This is a genomic window from Nocardia inohanensis NBRC 100128, from assembly GCF_001612945.1.
GTDB lineage: Bacteria > Actinomycetota > Actinomycetes > Mycobacteriales > Mycobacteriaceae > Nocardia > Nocardia inohanensis.
In genome coordinates this window covers 104,712-123,176 of sequence record NZ_BDBK01000002.1, presented here as the reverse complement: position 1 = coordinate 123,176, position 18,465 = coordinate 104,712, and the positions used below count along the sequence as shown (strand labels likewise).

Below are 18,465 nucleotides of genomic sequence, written 5' to 3'. Positions count from 1 at the left end.
GCTCAGCCGCGATGCGCGCCCGAGGGTTCGGGTTCCGGCACGCTCACGCCGTTCAAGTGCTCGCGGGCGAAGGTGAGGGCGCGGTTGAGCATGGCGGCGCGATCCATGGTGGTGCGGGCCATCTGGGTGTTGACCTCGATGACGGCCTGGCCGTCGAAACCGTTGGCCACCAGCTTCTCGCAGAGCTGGGTCAGCGGCTGGGTACCCTCGCCGGGGATCAGGTGCTCGTCGGTCGCCGCGCCGCGACCGTCGGCCAGGTGCAGGTGAGCCAGGCCCGAACCCATGCGCTCGGCCAGGTCCAGCGGATCCACGCCCGCGGTGGCGGTGTGCGAGCTGTCCAGCGTGTAGTGCCGGAAGCCGGTATCCGTCGGGTCGTAGGACGGACTGAAGGTGGTGATGGACGGGCCGGGGCCGCCGCGGCGTTCCAGGCGGCGCACCGAGCTGCCCCGGAACAGGGTGTCGGCGCGCATCGGGAACATGTTCTCCACCGCCACCGAGATGGGGCCGGCGTCCTCGAGCTCGGCCACCTGGCGGGCGAAGCCCTCGGCGTAGCGGCGCTGCCAGCGGAAGGGCGGATGCACGACGACCGTGGCCGCGCCGAGCGCCTCGGCGGTGTGCACGCTGCGGGTGAGCTTGGCTACCGGGTCCGACCCCCAGACCCGTTGCGAGATCAGCAGACACGGCGCGTGCACGGCCAGCACCGGGATCTCGTAGCGATGCATCAACTGCTGGATCGCCGAAATAGATTGGCTGACCGGTTCCGCCCAGACCATCAATTCGACGCCGTCGTAACCCAATTCGGCCGCGTAGCGGAACGCGGCCTCGGTGTTCTCCGGATAGACCGACGCGGTCGAGAGTCCGATCCGGACTTCCCTTCGCCCGCCCCGGTTCTCGGTCGCCCCCTGCGCACTGTTCCCCACTGCTGCTCCCTGCTCAGTTAGTACTGAGTAGAAAGGCTAGCGGCCCGAGCGTCACAAAGACGCCCACGACGACGGCAATCACAGTGCTGAAAATATCGTCGGTGCGGCGCAGCACCCGCACGAGCGCGACCAAACCGAGAATCACGACCATCGCCAAGGCCAGGGCAACCCAGGGGAGCAATTCCCACATGCGCTCGAAACCCTTGAACAGCAACATTCCCGCCACCGCGGCGCCGGCGCTCTGCCCGGCCAGCACCATCCACTGCCGGCGATTCTCGTCGTCCTCGGAGAGGCGGTTGCCGCGCCCGCGAGCCGGGGCGGAGCGGGTGCTCCGGGTGGCCTTCGACGCCAGCGCCGACAATCGCCCGACCACGGAAGTTCGTTCGTCGTCGGGGATTTCGTCGTAATCGTCGATGGGGTCGTAGAAATCGGTGAGCTGATCATCGGGATCGGGCTCGGCCACGGGTGCGCCCCGGCGGCGCGAACCACCGGCGCGACGTTTGCCGCCGCGTCGCGAATTCCGTTCGGCGCGTTCGTCCTCGCGATCGCGGGCGTCGCGGAGCAGATCACCGGCAACCGTCTCGCCGGAGAGCAGCTGCTGATCCTGCTCGGCCATCGCCCAGGAATCCTCGGGATGGTCGTGCTCGTCCGGTTCGGCCTCGGCCTGCCGGCGGCGGGCCGTCCAATCGGCCAGTGCGCCCTTGCCGCGCCGCGCATCGTCCGCGCGCGCATCGCGGGCCGGGCCGCGGCCGTTGCGGGCCTCGGGGGCGGCCATCTCGTCACGACCGGAACGGCCGTTGCGGGCGCCGAATCCGGGGCCTCGGTCGAGACCGCGCGGGTCCTGGCCGAAGCGCGGGTCCGGGGTCTGGCGGTCGGCCTCGGCCTGGCGCTGCGCCTCGGCGTGGCGGCGGGCGGAGCGCGACATGGGCGGGGCGGCCGGGGCGGGCGCGGGGGCCGGCATCGGCGCCGGGGCCGGCGCGGCGGACTGCATCGGATCGAAACCGGGTGTGCGCGAATCCCGGAACGGGGCCGGCGGTGCGGCGGGCGCGGACCAGGACGGCCCGGCATCGCCGTGCTGGAGGCGACCGGCGGCCTCACCGCGGAAGGGATGCACCTCGTCGGTGGACTCGTCGTCCGGATCGAATCGGCGTCGGCGGCCGCCCTCGCGAGGGGCTTCCGGCGGCGCGGGAGCGGTGCCGTCGAGTTGGCCGAGAGAGACGTCGGAATCCAGCGGGTCGGGCTTGCGGCGGCGACCACCGCGCGATTTCCCGGCGGCCGGGGGCTGCCCTTCGAGGAGGGCGGCGGCATCGAAGGAACCGTTCGCCCCGTTCTGATATCCGTTGTGGGACGGGGCGGCGTAGTCGTCCGGGGACTGGTAGCCGTTCGGCGCGGCATAGCCGTTGGCGGACTGTCCCGCATAGCCGTTCGCACCGGCGGCCGGGCCGGCATAGCCGTTCGCGCTGTAACCGCCCGCGGGATTGCCGTTCGCGCCGTAGCCGTTCGCGCCCTGGCCGTTCGCGCCGTAGCCGTTCGGGGCGGCCGGGGGCGTCTGCGCGGGGGGCCAGTCGACGCCGCTGGACCAGCCGTAGCCGGACGGCTCGGATAGGGAACCGGAATCGGGCTGCTCGGTGGGGGCCAGCGGGTCGTAGAACGAAATCGGGCCGGAGAGGGGGGAATACGCGGGTTCCGAATCGGGTACCGAGTAGTTGGAGTAGTCCGGCTGCGAATCGGCGGAACCGGAGGAAAAGTCCGAGTAATCCGAAAAGTTCGAATAGTCAGAATAATTCGGGAAGTTCGAATAGTTGGAAAAGTCCGAATCGGTGGACGTAGGTTCGGGCGCCGCGGCGGCCACCGCCTCGTCCGGCGCGGCGTGCGAGGAGGCCCCCCGCTCCACCACCGGGATGTCCCCGGTGAGGTCCGCTACCGAAATCCCGCGGCCGCTTCGCCTTCTGCGCCCACCGCCGCCGTTGGCGGGCGCCGCTTGCTGCCCGTTCCGCGCCAATAGCTCGGCAACGGAGAGCTGACTTACATCCTCGGTCATCGAGACACCGTTTCGATCGTGCCCGACGCAGCGCCGTTGGGGCCACCGGCTATCGGTTCGCTATCCAGGTCGGTATCGAGTTTTCGCAATATCAATCCCTCCCGGAGAGCCCAGGGACAGATTTCCAGCGTGTCGAGCGACAGGGCCCGCATGCTCGCCTCCGCGACCAACGCGCCCGCCACCAGCTGCTGGGACCGATCAGAACTTACGCCTTCCAATTCTGCCCGGTCGGCGGCTGTCATTCTCGATATGAACGCAATCAGCTGCCGCAGGCCGGAACTGGTGAGGGTACGCCGAACCCGGGTGCCCGCGGTAGAGGGGGCGGCGCCGGTGAGGCGAGCCAGCGAGCGGAAAGTCTTGGAGGTGCCGACCGCTAAGTCCGGTTTGCCGATTTCCAGCATCTGCTTCGCGGGCACCACCAATTCCGCGTCCAGCCAGTCGCGCAGCACCGCGACCCGGCGCTTGCCCGGCGGATCGTGCCGCAGCCAGTCCCTGGTGAGCCGGCCCGCGCCCAATTGCAGCGACAGCGCCAGATCCGGATCCTCGTCCGCGCCGTTGCTCAACTCGAGCGAACCGCCGCCGATATCCAGATTGAGAATCCGCCCGGCGCTCCACCCGTACCAGCGGCGCACCGCCAGGAAGGTGGACCGGGCCTCGTCAACCCCGGACAACACCTTCAGGTTCACTCCGGTCTCGGTGCGCACCTTGGCGAGCACCTCTTCGGAATTGGTCGCCTCGCGGACCGCGGAGGTGGCGAAGGCCATCAACTCCACGCAACCGGAAGTCCTTGCGATACTGGCGAATTCGGCCACGGTGGCGGTGAGCCTGGCGGCCCCGGCGGGCGTGATGCGCCCCCGGTTGTCCATGCTCTCCGCGAGCCGCAGCGTCGCCTTCGTAGAGGACATCGGCAGCGGATGGCCACCGCGATGCGCGTCCACCACGAGCAGGTGGACGGTATTGCTTCCCACATCGAGTACACCGAGCCGCACAAGAACACGGTACTGGGTGCGTCACGACTTCAGGCCAGGCGACTGAACTGTTAGCGTTCCGCGGTGTGACGGCAGGTGCATCGGCGAGCGGGCCGACCGGGCTTCGACCAGCGGCGAAGATCGCCCCAGCCCCGGAGGTCGAGCTCGACTTCCCCAGGGAATGGATCGAGTTCGTGGATCCAGCTAATGACGAGCATTTGATCGCGGCCGATCTGACCTGGCTGTTGTCGCGCTGGACGTGCGTATTCGGTACGCCGGCGTGCCAGGGAATTATCGAAGGCCGCATCGATGACGGCTGCTGTTCGCACGGAGCATTCCTCTCCGATGAGGACGACGCGAAGAAGCTGCACAAGGCTGTGAAAATGCTCACACCCGAGGATTGGCAGCTGATGCCGGAGGCCACCGACGACTCCGGGAAGGTGCGCAAGAAGCTGTATCTGGAGGAGGACGACCTCGACGACGAACCGGCGGTGCGCACCCGGCGTGTCGATGGCGCGTGCATCTTCCTGAACCGCCCGGGCTTCGCGAACGGCATCGGCTGCTCGCTGCACACCATGGCCTTGCGCAAGGGCCTGGAGCCGCTGACGGTCAAGCCGGAGGTCTGCTGGCAGCTGCCGATCCGGCGCACCCAGGAGTGGGTGGATCGGCCGGACGGCGTGGAGATCCTGCGCACCGTGGTGACCGAATACGACCGGCGGGGTTGGGGACCGGGCGGTCTGGACTTGAACTGGTACTGCACCGGATCGCCGGACGCGCATGTCGGCACCCGGCCGGTGTGGGAGGCGTACGCGCCGGAATTGATCGAACTGCTCGGGCAGCCCGCCTACGACGAGCTGGCGCGGCACTGCCGGCGCCGGCAGGGGCTGGGGATCGTGGCCGTGCATCCGGCGACCGTGGTGGCCGGGGAGAAGGCCGCCGCCGCGGCCGCGGCGAGCGCGCCCGCCAAGTCCGGTAAGGCCAAGGTCGGTACGGCCAAGGCGAAATAGCCGGAGTTGACCGGCCGGTAACTTTCTGAAAACTGGTATTTTCAGATAGCTGCTCACTTACTGTGCGACAGACCCATAGCCCCTCGTGGGTCGCAGCACAGGAGAACACATGAGCACAACCAAGCCCGGCCGGCGTTATCTCGGCCTCGGCATCGCCGGGCTCGCCGTCGCCACCGGCGTGGGCGCCGCGGCGCTCTGCGCGCCGACCCCGGAGGCGAACGCCGCCGTCGACACCATCACCATCTCGGCATCGGAGCTGAAGGTCGGCGGCACCTACACCCTGCACGCCGATCTCAGCGGTGCGAGCTTCGGCCTGCTCGTCTACTGGGGCGACAACGGCGAAAACCTCACCCCCGCGGGCAAAGTGCCGTGGCCGCCCTACAACGCCAGCTTCGACTGGACCCCGAAATCCGTTGGGCAGCACACGCTCACGGCCAAACAGGGCAGCAGCACCAAATCGCTCGTCGTGAATGTCACCGACGGCTCGACCACGCCGCCGACCACCACGGTGCCGCCCACCACGACCGTGCCGCCGACCACGACGGTCCCGCCCACCACGACGGTGCCGCCGACGACGACCGTCCCGCCCACGACGACGGTGCCGCCCACCACCGAGCCGCCGACCACCACGGTCCCCCCGACCACAACGGTGCCGCCGACGACGACCGTTCCGCCCACCACCACGGTGCCGCCGACCACCACCAAACCCGGCGGTTCGGGCAGCTTCGACGGCCTGCCCTTCCTCTGATCGCCTGATCGTCCCCTGCTCGCAGCACAGGAGAACACCATGAAAGTCACGCCGGCCAGTCGTATCGGCATCGGCATCGCCGGGCTCGCGGTCGCCGCGGGCACCGCGCTCGTCGTCGGCAATTCGCCGGAGGCCGCGGCCACCGTCGACACCATCAGCATTTCCAGCACCGAGCTGGTGGCGGGCCAGACCTACAGCCTGCATGCCGCGCTCAGCGGTGCGTCGGTCGGTCTGCTCGTCTACTGGAACGACAACGGCGAGAACCTGACTCCCGCGGGCAAGGTGCCGTGGCCGCCCGGCGAGGCCAATTTCGACTGGACCCCCAAGACCACCGGGCAGCACGTCATCACCGCGTCCCAGGGCGGCAGCACCAAGTCGGTCGTGGTCTTCGTGACCGACGGCTCGGGCACCACCACGCCGCCGACCACCACGCCCCCGACGACGGCGCCCACCACGCCGCCGGTCACCACCGAGCCGACGACGCCGCCGACCACCACCACCAAGCCGAGCAGCGGCAGTGGCGGATTGGGCAGCGGCTCAGGCGGTTCCGGCAGCGCGGGCAAGATCCTCGGCGGATTGCTCGGCAGCAGCTAGACAGCCGTCCCGCGACAGCAACCCGGCGGATCGATCCCCTCGGATCCGAATCAGGTTGCGGCGCAGCGCGGTACGGCGGCTCGCGGGCAGTGCGAGTCGGAAGGTGGGCGTGACGAGTTTTTCCCTGAGGCTCGTCACGCCCACCGAAACCAAGCGGACGCTTGCTTCAACACAGGAGAACAACACCATGCGCATCACCTCGCGCCCCGGCGTGCGTCGCGCCGGCCTCGGCGCCACCGGCTTCGCCGCGCTGGCCGCCGCCGCGGTCCTCGCCGCGCCCGCCGCCCTGGCCTCGGTCGACACGGTCACCGTGGAAGGCTCCGGCTACACGGTCGGCAAGGAATACACGATCTCGGTCACCGTCAGCGGCGCCGCCGCCGGTCTGCTGGTCTACTACAGCGACAACGGGGACTTCATCGGCAGCCCGAAAGTGCCGTGGCCGCCGGGCAAGTCGAGCATCGCCTGGACGCCCGGCACCACGGGGCAGCACACCATCACGGTCGAGCAGGGCGGGTTCACGCGCTCGGTGGTGGTCGAGGTGAAGGACAAGCCGATCGGTTCCGGCAGCTCCTCCAGCGGCAGCGGCTTCGGGCCCGGCGGGCCGCTGGGTAGCGGCAGCAGCGGCACCACGCCCGACAACAAGTGACAGGACGCGTCATGAGCACCTTCTCCCATCGGATGGGCACGGCCGTCGCCGGCGTGGCCACCGCGGCCGCCGTGGCGGTCATCGCGGCCCCGCAGGCGCAGGCGACGGTCGATGCCGTGGCGATCTCGGGCAGCGCGCCGTACCGGATCGATACCGAGTACACGCTGACGGCGAACCTGAGCGGCGCGGGCATCGGGCTGCTCGTGTACTGGTCCGACAACGGCGAGAAGCTCACGCCGGCGGGCAAGGTGCCGTGGCCGGTCGGTGAGTCCAGCATCAGCTGGAAGCCGGCCACCGCGGGGCAGCATCTGCTGACCGCCGCGCAGGGCGGGAGCACCAAGACCATCACCATCAATGTGGTGGATCCGTCGAGCCCCGGTAATCCGGGCACGCCGGGCGGCGACTCCGGTACCGGCAGTGCGAGCAAGGGCCTGGGCAGCATTCTGGGCACGCTCACCGGCAGCGCGGGGTCTTAGAGCCGATCCGCATGAGTGCGGGTGTCCGGCAGGTGAATTTCCGGGGTTCGGCGCGGCCTTTCCAATCAGGCTGCGCCGAACCCGTTTTCGCGCCGCCTCATGGCTGATGACCTGGCGCTGTGAGTAGCCGGAAGTATGCGTGACACCGTTCGGCTATTGCGAATTCACCCGGACGTGTTAGACATCCAGGCCATGATCAAGAAAACCCTTACCGTCGCCGCTCTGGTCGCCGGTGCCGCTGTCGCCCTCGCCCCGATCGCCGGAGCCGACAGCGTCGATCCGACCAAGTTCTCCGACCGCACCGCCGACTTCGTGCCCTACAACGATCCGGCCGCGCTGAACGCCAAGGCCAACGGCAAGCTGCTCATCGTCAGCCCGTCCGGTGTCAACGGCACCATCGCCTGCCGCGGCAACGGCGTGGACGTCGCCTGGTACGACTGCATGCAGGAGGACGCCTACGGCTGGGTCTCGCTCAAGGAGATCGACACCCCGCTGGGCAAGGCCTGGACCACGCTGCCGCTCTGACGAACACCATTCGACGGTCGGGGTGAAAGAGACTTGTTCGCGCCCGCTTCGGTAGAAGCGGGCGCGAAACTCTGTGCGGGGGACGGCGAGAACCTCTCGGGAAAGTGTTCGGAGCCCGCTGCGTAGGCGCAGCGGGCTCGAATCGTGTTCACCGAGGCGGTTTTACGCTTCCAGCTTGTAGCCCAGGCCGCGCACCGTGACCAGGTGCTCCGGCTTGGCCGGATCGGCCTCGATCTTGGAGCGCAGGCGCTTGACGTGCACATCGAGGGTCTTGGTGTCGCCGACGTAGTCCGCGCCCCAGACCCGGTCGATGAGCTGCCCGCGGGTCAGCACACGGCCGGAGTTGCGGAGCAGATACTCCAGGAGATCGAACTCCTTGAGCGGCAACGTCACCGACTTGCCGTTCACCTGCACCGTGTGGCGATCCACGTCCATGCGGACCGGGCCCGCCTCCAGGACGCTGGTCTCGCCGCCCTGATCGGCCTCCTCGCCCACGCCGCGGCGCAGCACGGCGCGGATGCGCGCGATCAGCTCACGCGACGAATAGGGCTTGGTGACATAGTCGTCGGCGCCCAGTTCCAGGCCGACCACCTTGTCGATCTCGCTGTCGCGCGCGGTCACCATGATGACCGGGACGCTGCCGCGAGCGCGCAGCTGCTTGCACACGTCGGTGCCGCTCATGCCGGGGAGCATGAGATCGAGCAAGACGATATCCGCGCCGGAACGATCGAATTCGGACAGCGCCGAGGGGCCGTCACCGACCACGGTGACTTCGAACCCTTCCTTGCGCAGCAGGAACGCGAGCGGATCGGCCAGCGACTCCTCGTCCTCGACGATCAGCACACTCGTCATCGGGTTGCCTCCACACCGTTGGTTCTGGCCCGCCCGAGGGGGCGCGTGCCGTTTTCCTTCTTCACCGCCGGAATGCCGGCGGAGAGCTTCTTGTCCGCGCCGTTCGGGTCGGCGGGGTGGGCGGGGATCCGCAAGGTGAATGTGGATCCGGTGCCCAGCTTGCTCCACAGGGTGATCTCACCGTTGTGGTTGGCGGCCACGTGCTTGACGATAGCCAGCCCGAGCCCGGTACCGCCGGTGGCGCGCGAGCGCGCCTTGTCGGCCCGGAAGAATCGTTCGAAGACCCGTTCCTGATCTTCTTTGGCGATGCCGATACCGCGGTCGGTGACGGCGATGTTCACGTACCCGCCGCGCAGCGACCGGCTCACCGAGACGTGCGAACCGCGCGGCGAGTACGCGATGGCGTTCTCCACCAGGTTCGACAGCGCGGTGACCAGCAGGGTGGTGTCGCCGAGCACCTCGAGGCCGCTGTTGGCGTCGGTGCTCACCGTGATGCCGGCGGCCTCGGCCACATTGCGGGAGCGCTCGAGGGCTTGGGTGACCACGGAATCGACGTCCACGGCCTCCAGTTCGGGCAGCTTCTCCGCGCCTTGCAGCCGGGACAGCGCGATCAGTTCGGTGACCATCTTGCCCATGCGGCGGGCCTCGCCGTGCAGGCGTTCACCGAAGTGCCGCACCGAATCCGGATCGTCGGCGGATTCCAGCAACGCCTCGGCCAACAGGCTCATGGCGCCGACGGGGGTCTTGAGCTCGTGGCTCACGTTGGCGACGAAGTCGCGCCGGGTGGCCTCCATGCGGGCCTGCTCGGAGTCGTCGTCGGCGAACAGGACCACGAAGTTCGTGTTCTCCTGCGAGAGCGGGCGAGCAACCCCTCGGACAGCGAGGCGGGCGCGGCCGGGCATGGGGATCTTGGCGGTCAGCTCGAATTCCACGTCCTGGCTGCCCGAGAGCACCTGTTCGACGGCGGCCCAGGCGCGTTCGTCGAGCAAACGGTCGTGCACCACGCCCAGCTCCTCGGCGCGCGGGTTCACCAGCACCACGTCGCGGTACTGGTCGACCACCGCGATACCGCTCTCGGAGGCGAGCACGATCAGGTCCAGGACCTGCGACATGGTGAGCCCGGGGTCGGCCGCGGCGCGCAGCCGCTCCTGCCGGGCATTCACATACGGGATGAGCAATCCACCGACGGCCAGTCCAACTACGGCCGCCAGGACTGCCAGAAGCACGGCCTGTGGAACGCTCACATTCTGAATCGTACGGTCGCCGACACGCGGGCCAACCCCGGGTGTTGGAAGTTTCACCCAGGTCACGGGCACTTCCATACACGTTATCCCGCCGTTCACGTGCTGTTCGCACTCGGCGTGGCGAATCTTCCGCGAACCTCGGGCGGGAAAGGGGACGCTTCCGGGGCAAGCCCTTGAAACCCCAGCTGGGAGTGCGAGACCCGGCGGATCGGGCCGGCGGCCGGGTCAGTCGTCGGGATCGCCGTAGCGGGCGGCGCGGACGGTGTCGCCGTGCCGGTCGGCCCACTCCCCCAGGGCGAGAATCGGAATCAGCAGATCGCGGCCCGCCGGGGTGAGGGCGTACTCCACGCGCGGGGGCGCTTCGGCGTAGCGGCGACGTTCCAGCAATTCCATGCCCTCCATCCGGCGCAGGGTCTGGGTGAGCATCTTCTGGCTGATCCCGCCGATGGCGCGCCGCAATTCGACCGGGCGCATGGGGCCTTCGCGCAAGGTATAGACGATGACCGTGAGCCACGAGTTTCCGAAGATGTCGACCGCCAGGCGTGCGGGGCAATCGGATTCGTAATCACCGTAGGCGGGAAACTGCACCACGTTCGGTTGCGGCGGCGTCATGGCTCCAGCCTGCCAGCGTTGTTGCGCACCCGCGGGTGCCTATCGGAATTCCTAGCGTCTGAGGAGTACGACGACCTAGGAGTTCAATCATGCGAATCGGAATCATCGGCGCCGGGGCGATGGCACGGGCACTCGGCGGCGGCTGGGCGGCGGCCGGGCACGAAATCCTGGTGGGAGCAAGGGATCTCGGCAAGGCGGCGGAGACGGCCGCCGTCATCGGGCACGGCGCGCACAGCGGATCCATCACGGCGGCAGCCGAATTCGGTGAGACCGTATTGCTCGCCGTCCCGGTGTCGGCACTCGCCGACATCTCGGCGGTGCCGCTCACCGGCCGCACGCTCATCGATTGCACGAATGCCTTCGCCCCGGACTCCGGCGGCTTCATCCTCTCCGAAGACGCTGTCGCGGAACGGATCGCGGCGACCGTGCCGGGAGCGAAGGTGGTGAAGGCCTTCAATCTGTGCGCGGCCGAGGTGTGGGAAGGGTCCGCCCGCGAGTTCGAGGGCCGCCCGCTACTGGTCCCGCTGTGCGGCGACGACCCGGACGCGATCACGCTGGTCGCCGCTCTGGCCGAGGATCTGAAACTGCGCCCGGTGCATGCGGGCGGCCTGCATCGGGCGCGCTATCTGGAGGCCACGTCGGCTTTCGTGGTCGGGCTCTGGTTCGGCGGCCAGGACGCCCGCGCCATGTTCCCGCCGCTGGAGGCGACTTTCGCGGACGCCGACTAGCCGATGAAAGCGAAAACCCCGGATGCGCACGCCGTTGTGCACATCCGGGGATTTCATTCCCGGCGAGGCGGTTTCACCAACCGGTATTGCCGCGGACCGGGATATTCACAAAGCTCGGGCGGTTCGGATCCAGCTGGATGTGCTGGCTCTTCAGACCGGTGTCATTGAGCATGGGCAGGATCGGCAGCCCCTTGGGGAAGTTGCCGGCGAACACGTCCACCCGCAGGCGATGCCCCGGCTGCAACACCGCCTGGGTACCGGAGAGCGCGATATCGAGCGTGGTGGCCTCACCGGGCACGGTCGGCTGCTGCTTGTCCAGCGAGGTGAACGAGCGCGGGTCGGTGTAGTCGCCGTTCTCGGAGCGAGAGCTGTTGGCCTCGTCCACTTCTCGCAGCGATGCCATCAGCTGCCCGGAGGTCAGCACGGTGGAGGTGCCATCGGGGGCGACATCGTTGACGGTGACGGTCCAGTAGCCGTCGGTGGCGTCCTGAACGGTGTTGAGCCGCACCGCGATCGGGCCGGAGACGGTGGTGGCCTCGGCGACCGGCGCGCTGGTGAAGGTGAGCGCGTTGGTCTCGGCGATGCGAGAGTCCTTGGCGCAGAAGTCGAGCAGCGACAGGAAGCCCGCGGTGGCCTGAGCGGCATCGTTGGAGCAGATGGTGGTCAGGCCGGGTGCGACCGACAGCCGGTCGGTGTCGCCGTTGGCGTCGCCGGTGAGCGAGCCGTCGAAGAGGCTGTTGGCGGTGCCGGAACGCTGGCCGGACAGGTACATCCGGCGGTACCGCGAGGCTTCCTCGGCCGGCGCGGATTCACCGAAACCGCCCTTGGTCACCCAGCCGCCGCCCTGTTCGCGCAGCGTCACCGGGCCGTAGCTGTCGATCCCGTTGTCGATGCCCTTGAGCCACTTGTCGAACCAGGCGCGCTGGAGCACGTCCAGGCGCGGCGGCAGGCCCGGCTTACCGGCTTCGGCGCCGGAGGTGATGTGGTAGCCGTTGCCCATGAGCAGCTGCTTGTCGCCGGGCGCGGCCGGAATCTCGTTGTAGATCTTGGATTCCGAGTAGGTGAACAGGTCGTGCCAGCCGCCGACCACGAAGGTCTTGGCCTGGATCTTGCTCGGATCGCCGAGCCACGCCTGACGTTCCGCGGACAGGTCGTTGAGCATGGCCTTCACGCGCGGGTCGAGGCTGTTCATATCGGTGCTGGTGTAGGCCGACATGAGCACGTCGAGGTAGGTGAAGGGATCGGCGGCGCGATCTTGCAGCCACTTGAAGTCGAACTTGCCCTGCGCGACGGCGGCCAGGTCCGGCACCCATTTGAGGCCGTTGATGGCGCTCAGCCACAGCGGGATGAAGTTGAAGCCGAAGCCGCCGCCGGGCGCGAGCACGTCGTTGACCAGGTCGCTGCCGGGCACGATCGGGAAGATGGCCTTCAGCGCGGGCGGCTGCTGCTCGGCGGCCTGCACCTGGTTGATGGCCGAGTAGGAGATCCCGGTCATGCCGACCTTGCCGGTGGACCAGCCCTGCTTGGACGCCCAGTCGATGACCTCGACGGTGTCGGTCTGCTCGCGGGTGCGCAGCATGTCCCAGGCGCCCTGGCTGAAGCCGGTGCCGCGGACGTCGACGACGATCTGGGTGTATCCGGCCTTGACGAGCTGGCGGTCGACGGAGAAGTTGCGGAGTTCGCCGTTGCCCGCGGCGTTCAGCAGTTCGCCGAAGCCGGAAATCGGTGTGCCGGAAAGGTTGATGCCGCGGAACAGGTTGACCAGCGCATCGCCCAGGCCGGGAATGGCGAGCGCGCTGTCGGCGACGTTCGACACCAGCTTGGTGTACGGGGTCATGTTCACCACGGCGGGCGTCTGGGTGTCGACGGGTCGCCCGGAGGCGTCGGCGGGGTGGTAGACGTTCGCCTTGAGGACGGTGCCGTCGCTCATGGTGATCGGGACGTCCCATTCGATGAAGACGTTCGGGTATTGCTGTTGCCCGTCCTCGGCGGCGGTCCAGGCCGCGCCCGCGGCGCCGCCGTCCGGACCGATGGACGTGGGGGCCGCATCAGCCGCGATACCGGTCACAGGTAATAGCAGCGCGGCGGCAGCGGCCAGCACAGTGGCCCGAAGCGTGTTCCTCATCGAACGTGATCTACCTCTCGCAAATGGTCGAACGACCAGAGCATATCTACTCCGAAGTAAGTTGCAAACCCCGGTTACACGTACTCCTTTTAAAGGAGCAATGCTTCGGCAAATTTGATTGCGAGAGAAAGAAATACCCTACGGAACCGTAGTGAGATGCAGCTCACATCACGATGATGATAAAAGAAAAACGCGCTGCCGCCGAGTAATTCGGCAACAACGCGTATTTCGTTTCACCGGGCGCGGCCCGAGTATTCGCCAGGCGTTTCAGGGGTGAAACCCCCGAGTGCCACGAGAGTTGTTACTTCGCACCCTGATTCGCGACGGCGGCGGCGCCCGCGGCGGCGGCTTCGGGGTCCAGGTACTCGCCCTTGCCGATCGGACGCAGGTTCTCGTCCAGCTCGTACTTGAGCGGAATGCCGGTGGGGATGTTCAGCCCGGCGATGTCCTCGTCGGAGATGTTCTCCAGGTGCTTCACCAGCGCCCGCAGCGAATTTCCGTGCGCGGCAACCAGAACCGTCTTGCCGGCGCGGACATCGGTGGAGATGGTGTCCTCCCAGTACGGCACCATGCGCGCCACGACGTCCTTGAGGCATTCGGTGGCGGGCACGTCGATGCCGGCGTAGCGCGAGTCGCCGTCCTGGCTGTACTCCGAGCCCAGCTCGATCGGCGGCGGCGGAGTGTCGTAGCTGCGGCGCCACAGCATGAACTGCTCGTCGCCGAACTCTTCCTTGATCTGCGCCTTGTCCTTGCCCTGCAACGCACCGTAGTGGCGTTCGTTCAGGCGCCAATCCCGAACTACCGGAATCCAATGCCGGTCGCAGGCGTCGAGGGCATTGTTGGCGGTGGAGATCGCCCGGCGCAGCAGCGAGGTGTAGACGATATCGGGGAGAATCCCGTGCTCGGCCAGCAATTCGCCGGCACGCTTGCCTTCGGCCACGCCCTTGTCGGTCAGGCGGACATCCACCCACCCGGTGAAAAGATTCAGGGCATTCCATTCGCTCTCGCCGTGGCGCAGCAGCACGAGGGTGTACGTCATGGCGTCATCCTCCCACGTGCGGATTCATCCCAGGACTGGGCCTACCGGGTCGCCAGCAGGGCCGCACCGGCCAGGGTGGCCTGGTCGGTGAGCTCGGAGGGGACGATCCGCAAGCCACGCAGAAAGCTGAGCCGGGCATGCCGGGCGGCGCTCGCGCGCAGCGGCTCCCACAGCGGTGCGCCGGATTGCGCGAAGCCGCCGCCGATCACCACCAGATCGGTGTCCAGCAGTGCGGCCGCCGAGGAGACGGCGACCCCGAGCGCGGTTCCGGCGCGAGCCAGCGCCGCCACCGCGATCTCGTCACCGGCGTGCGCGGCCCGCGCGAGTTCGATGCCGTCGCCGCCGCTCCAGCCCCGCCGGCGCGCCCAGCGCACCGCGGAAGGGCCGCTGGCCACCGCCTCGACACAGCCGAAACCGCCGCAGGCACAGGGCTCTTCGTTGCCGGGCACCACGATATGGCCGACGTGCCCGCCGTTTCCGGTGCGGCCCGTCACCACGCGCCCGTCGGACATGACGCCGCCGCCGATGCCGGTGGACACCGTGACGGCCAGGAAATCGGGCACGCCGCGGGCCGCGCCCCAGCGCTGTTCGGCCAGCGCGAGCGCCACCCCGTCGATGGCGAAGCGGATCTCGGCGGCGGGGAACAGCTTCCGGATCGACTCCACGATCGGGAATCCGGCGGCCCATTCGGCGATATTCAGCGGACCCGCCACCCCGGCGGTGACATCCACCGGCCCGGCGGATCCGATGCCGATCGAAGTGACCTCGGAATCCCCGGCCACGGACAGCAGCAAATCCCGGCAGGCCGCCCAGACCTGCGCGGGCGGGACGGCGATGCGCTGCGCGCCGACCGGCCGGTCTTCGGAATCCACCAGCGCGGCGGCGAATTTCGTGCCGCCGATATCCACGGCCAATGCCACCATTGCCGCGCCTCCTTCCGCCGATACACGTGTCCCCCACCGCCGGACGGCGAAGGGGGACTTCGGTTCGAGTCGAATCTACGCCGGTTACCGACCGGCGGAATTGCTCAGGTGGCCGCCGGGCGGCTACCGCCGCGACCGGCACGACCGCTCCGGGTCATTTGTCTTCGGCGTCCACGAGGTGTTCGAAGGCGCGCAGGTTCTTCAGCGATTCGCCGCGCGAGACCCGCCATTTCCATTCCCGGCGAATCGATTCGGCGAAACCGAGTTCGAGCAGGGTGTTGAAGTCGGCGTCCACGGCCTCGAGGATCTGGCCGAACCAGCGGTCGAGTTCGTCGGCGGTGACGCGTTCGTTGGACATGCGGCCGACCAGGTAGATGTCGCCGACCTTGTCGAGGGTGTAGGCCACCCCGTAGAGCCGGCGATTACGGCGCAGCAGGAATTTGTAGACGCCTCCGAAGTTCTCGTCCGGCTTGCGGCAGACGAAGGACTCCATGCGAATGCCGTGCTTGCCGACGGAAACGCCGATAACGGTCTTGAGCTTGCGCTCGCCCGGCAGCACCACCACGAACAGGTTGGCCGCTTCCCGCGAGTACTCGATCTCACGATCGCGCAGCGTCTCGTCGATGAGTTGCGCTGTGGCGCGGGCGGTCTCGTCGTTCAGCTGCCCGCTGCTCTCGTGCGGGCGTTGGGTTTCGCTCATCGGCGTACTGCTCCCATCCGGCGGCGCCACAGGGACTGCGATCGGGCGTGATTGCTGTCGGTGTGCAGGCTACCGGTGCGGGGCCGCGGGATGCGCGTCTGCGCCATGGCGGCGGCATAGCTGTCGAGCATGCCCTCGGCGGTGTGCGCCCAGGAGAAGTTGGCGGCGTGGTCGACGGCGGCCGCGCCCATGAGATCCAGGCGCGCCGGGTCGGTCAGCAGCGAGCGCAGCGCGTCGGCCCAATCCTGGGTGCGATGGCCGGGCACCAGCAGGCCCGAAACCCCGTCGCGGACAGCGGTTCCCAGTCCACCCACATCGGCGGCGAGCACCGGCGTGCCGCTGGCCTGCGCTTCGATGGCGACCAGGCCGAACGACTCGTTGTAGCTGGGCACGGCCACCAGATCGGCGGCCCGATAGACCTGCACCAGGCGCTGCGGGGGCTGCGGCGGCAGGAAGGTGACGCGATCGGAAATGCCCAGCGCCCTGGCCAATTCGATCAGCGCGTCGGGGCGTTCCAGCCCGCTGCCGGAGGGTCCGCCGACGATCACCACGCGCAGCGGACGCCGCGGCGGAACCGGCAGTGCGGCCTCGTCGGCGAGCATCTGCGCGGCGGCGCGGATCAGTACGTCGGGAGCCTTCAAAGGCTGGATGCGGCCCACGAACGCGACGACGCGCTCGTCATCGCGCAGCCCGAATTCGGCGCGCGCCGCGGCCTTGTCGCCCGGGTTGTAGCGGGACAGGTCCGCACCCGGCAGCACCACGTCGATGCGCTCCGGATCGGCCCCGTAGAGCTCGACGAGCTGGCGGGCCTCCTCGGCCGTATTGGCGACGAGCCGGTCGGCCTCGGCGACGATCTGCTTCTCGCCGATCTCGCGGGCGGCCGGTTCCGGCGTATCGCCCTCGGCCAGGTAGGCGTTCTTGACCGCAGCCAGGGTGTGCGCGGTGTGCACCATCGGTACCCGCCAGCGATCGCGCGCCAGCCACCCCACCTGGCCGGAGAGCCAGTAGTGGGAGTGGATCAGGTCGTAGTGGCCGGGCAGGTTGCGAGCCTCGGTGCGCAGCACCTCCGCCGCGAACGGGCACAACTGCGTGGGCAGATCGTGCTTGTCCAGACCTTCGAACGGTCCGGCCACCACGTGGCGCACCAGGACGCCGGGCGCGGCCTCGACGACGGGTTCGTCATTGGAGGAGGTGGCGCGGGTGAAGATCTCGACCTGGGTGCCGCGGCGGGCCAGTTCGACGGCGGTTTGCAGCACGTAGACGTTCATGCCGCCCGCGTCGCCGGTCCCCGGCTGAGCGAGAGGTGAGGTGTGCACCGACAGCACGGCAATCCGTTCGGGCCGTAAATCGGAACGTTGACTCACCACTCCAGTGTGCACGCAACCCGCTACCCGGCCTACGTGGGTTACCCGACCAAGTGAGCTGAGTCACAAGCACTCTCGCCGTAATGCGGCTCAGTCCAGGGAGTTCACGAATGCGGTGAGTTCGCTCACGAAGCGATCGGGGTCCTCCACGAACAGGCCGTGCTGGGCATCGGGCCAGTAGGAGGTGGTCGAGGTGGGCACGGTGTCGGCGATGTAGCGGCCGTTCTCGATCGGAACCACCGGGTCGGCGGCGCCGTGCATGACGAAGACGGGGACATCGAGGGTGCGCAGGGTTTCGGTGTTGTCGACGGTGCGATAGAACAGCGCCTTGCGCACCCGCGGACGGGTGGCCAGGCTGCCGCCGAACAGGCGCTGGGCATCCTCGCCCTTATCGCGGCCGGGGCCGGTATTGGCATTGCCGAAGGCGGCGAAACCGCGGTTCGCCCGGCCGGCGCTCTCCTCGAAGACATCGGGGATGGCCTTCTGCATGGCGGGGCCGGGCTCCGCGCCCGGGACGCCGCGGCCGATACCCGCCTGCGAGCCGGTGTAGACGACGCCCGCGATCGCGCTGGTGCCGTAGGCGGTGAGGTAATCGGTGAGCACGATGCCGCCGTAGGACCAGCCGAGCAGGATCGCGCCGGTGCCGATGCGCTCGGCGGCCAGGACCGCGGCCACGTCGGCGGCCCAGTTCTTCGGATCGTCGTAGCCGGTTTCGGGGGCATCGGAGTAGCCGTGGCCGCGCAGGTCCAGCGCGATCACCCGGAAGGTGCGCGCCAGCTCCTCGGCGGCCCGCCCCCAGCAGCGCAGATTGCCGGACCAGCCGTGCAGCAACACCAGTGGCCGCGCGCCTTCCGGGCCGTCGACGCTGTAAACGAGATTCGTGCCGTCCGCGCTAGCTACTTCCTTGATCGCCATGTAAGTGAGGCTAACCACCCGGGACGCATGTCCGATAC

Annotated in this window: 19 protein-coding genes; 7 read left to right on the top strand and 12 right to left on the bottom strand. The window is 68.6% G+C overall.

Annotated elements, in window-relative coordinates; translation table 11 throughout:
• Positions 1-2 precede the first annotated feature (2 nt).
• The 3 genes from NI1_RS07030 to NI1_RS07020 form a co-directional block, all read right to left on the bottom strand.
• Positions 3-863, bottom strand: a complete 861-nt coding sequence (locus tag NI1_RS07030; RefSeq protein WP_067817835.1) for a sugar phosphate isomerase/epimerase family protein — start codon at positions 861-863, stop codon at positions 3-5.
• Between the two features lie 70 nt (positions 864-933).
• On the bottom strand, positions 934-2,961 hold the full coding sequence (locus NI1_RS38625; RefSeq protein WP_174564459.1) for an Rv0497 family membrane protein: 2,028 nt from the start codon (positions 2,959-2,961) through the stop codon (positions 934-936).
• Entirely contained in the window at positions 2,958-3,950 is a 993-nt protein-coding gene (locus NI1_RS07020; RefSeq protein ID WP_067815809.1) for a Ppx/GppA family phosphatase, read from the bottom strand. The genes NI1_RS38625 and NI1_RS07020 overlap by 4 nt, the downstream gene beginning before the upstream one ends.
• Before the next feature lie 65 nt (positions 3,951-4,015).
• Between NI1_RS07020 and NI1_RS07015 the strand changes: the two genes are divergently transcribed.
• From NI1_RS07015 to NI1_RS06990, 6 genes are all read left to right on the top strand, one after another.
• Positions 4,016-4,936 carry a DUF3109 family protein gene (locus NI1_RS07015; RefSeq protein ID WP_245663119.1) on the top strand — a complete coding sequence of 307 codons (921 nt, stop codon included), beginning with the start codon at positions 4,016-4,018 and terminating at the stop codon, positions 4,934-4,936.
• Between the two features lie 109 nt (positions 4,937-5,045).
• Positions 5,046-5,684 (top strand): hypothetical protein, encoded by a 639-nt coding sequence (locus NI1_RS38705; RefSeq protein WP_067815806.1) that lies wholly within the window; start codon positions 5,046-5,048, stop codon positions 5,682-5,684.
• A 39-nt stretch (positions 5,685-5,723) separates the two neighbouring features.
• Positions 5,724-6,278: a hypothetical protein gene (locus NI1_RS38620; protein WP_067815803.1), complete on the top strand. Its 555-nt coding sequence runs from the start codon at positions 5,724-5,726 to the stop codon at positions 6,276-6,278.
• Between the two features lie 109 nt (positions 6,279-6,387).
• Complete coding sequence (locus tag NI1_RS07000; protein ID WP_157534994.1) at positions 6,388-6,924, top strand: hypothetical protein; 537 nt, start codon at positions 6,388-6,390, stop codon at positions 6,922-6,924.
• An 11-nt stretch (positions 6,925-6,935) separates the two neighbouring features.
• Positions 6,936-7,400 carry a hypothetical protein gene (locus NI1_RS06995; RefSeq protein WP_157534993.1) on the top strand — a complete coding sequence of 155 codons (465 nt, stop codon included), beginning with the start codon at positions 6,936-6,938 and terminating at the stop codon, positions 7,398-7,400.
• 192 nt (positions 7,401-7,592) lie between these two features.
• A complete protein-coding gene (locus tag NI1_RS06990; protein WP_067815794.1) occupies positions 7,593-7,925 on the top strand; it encodes a hypothetical protein in 333 nt (110 codons plus the stop codon).
• Positions 7,926-8,087: 162 nt separating this feature from the next.
• On the opposite strand, the gene NI1_RS06985 is transcribed toward NI1_RS06990, so the two are convergent.
• From NI1_RS06985 to NI1_RS06975, 3 genes are all read right to left on the bottom strand, one after another.
• On the bottom strand, positions 8,088-8,777 hold the full coding sequence (locus tag NI1_RS06985) for a winged helix-turn-helix domain-containing protein (protein ID WP_067815791.1): 690 nt from the start codon (positions 8,775-8,777) through the stop codon (positions 8,088-8,090).
• Positions 8,774-10,021, bottom strand: a complete 1,248-nt coding sequence (locus NI1_RS06980; RefSeq protein WP_067815788.1) for a sensor histidine kinase — start codon at positions 10,019-10,021, stop codon at positions 8,774-8,776. Before NI1_RS06980 ends, NI1_RS06985 begins: the two co-directional genes overlap by 4 nt.
• 225 nt (positions 10,022-10,246) lie before the next feature.
• Complete coding sequence (locus NI1_RS06975; RefSeq protein ID WP_067815785.1) at positions 10,247-10,633, bottom strand: winged helix-turn-helix transcriptional regulator; 387 nt, start codon at positions 10,631-10,633, stop codon at positions 10,247-10,249.
• A gap of 89 nt (positions 10,634-10,722) precedes the next feature.
• Here NI1_RS06975 and NI1_RS06970 point away from each other — a divergent pair, with 89 nt between their 5' ends.
• The gene (locus NI1_RS06970) at positions 10,723-11,361 is read left to right on the top strand and encodes an NADPH-dependent F420 reductase (RefSeq protein ID WP_067815782.1); all 639 of its coding nucleotides are present in this window, start codon (positions 10,723-10,725) and stop codon (positions 11,359-11,361) included.
• 73 nt (positions 11,362-11,434) lie between these two features.
• Here NI1_RS06970 and NI1_RS06965 read toward each other — a convergent pair whose 3' ends face one another.
• The 6 genes from NI1_RS06965 to NI1_RS06940 form a co-directional block, all read right to left on the bottom strand.
• The gene (locus tag NI1_RS06965; protein WP_067815779.1) at positions 11,435-13,486 is read right to left on the bottom strand and encodes a CocE/NonD family hydrolase; all 2,052 of its coding nucleotides are present in this window, start codon (positions 13,484-13,486) and stop codon (positions 11,435-11,437) included.
• Positions 13,487-13,787: 301 nt separating this feature from the next.
• Positions 13,788-14,525, bottom strand: coding sequence for a phosphoglyceromutase (locus NI1_RS06960; protein ID WP_067815776.1), 738 nt, complete (start codon positions 14,523-14,525; stop codon positions 13,788-13,790).
• A gap of 41 nt (positions 14,526-14,566) precedes the next feature.
• Positions 14,567-15,448: an ROK family protein gene (locus NI1_RS06955; RefSeq protein ID WP_067815773.1), complete on the bottom strand. Its 882-nt coding sequence runs from the start codon at positions 15,446-15,448 to the stop codon at positions 14,567-14,569.
• Positions 15,449-15,602: 154 nt separating this feature from the next.
• Positions 15,603-16,148, bottom strand: a complete 546-nt coding sequence (locus tag NI1_RS06950; RefSeq protein ID WP_084522755.1) for a type III secretion system chaperone family protein — start codon at positions 16,146-16,148, stop codon at positions 15,603-15,605.
• The gene (mshA, locus tag NI1_RS06945) at positions 16,145-17,512 is read right to left on the bottom strand and encodes a D-inositol-3-phosphate glycosyltransferase (RefSeq protein WP_439957234.1); all 1,368 of its coding nucleotides are present in this window, start codon (positions 17,510-17,512) and stop codon (positions 16,145-16,147) included. The genes NI1_RS06950 and mshA overlap by 4 nt, the downstream gene beginning before the upstream one ends.
• A 90-nt stretch (positions 17,513-17,602) precedes the next feature.
• Positions 17,603-18,427, bottom strand: coding sequence for an alpha/beta fold hydrolase (locus tag NI1_RS06940; RefSeq protein ID WP_067815767.1), 825 nt, complete (start codon positions 18,425-18,427; stop codon positions 17,603-17,605).
• Positions 18,428-18,465: the final 38 nt, after the last annotated feature.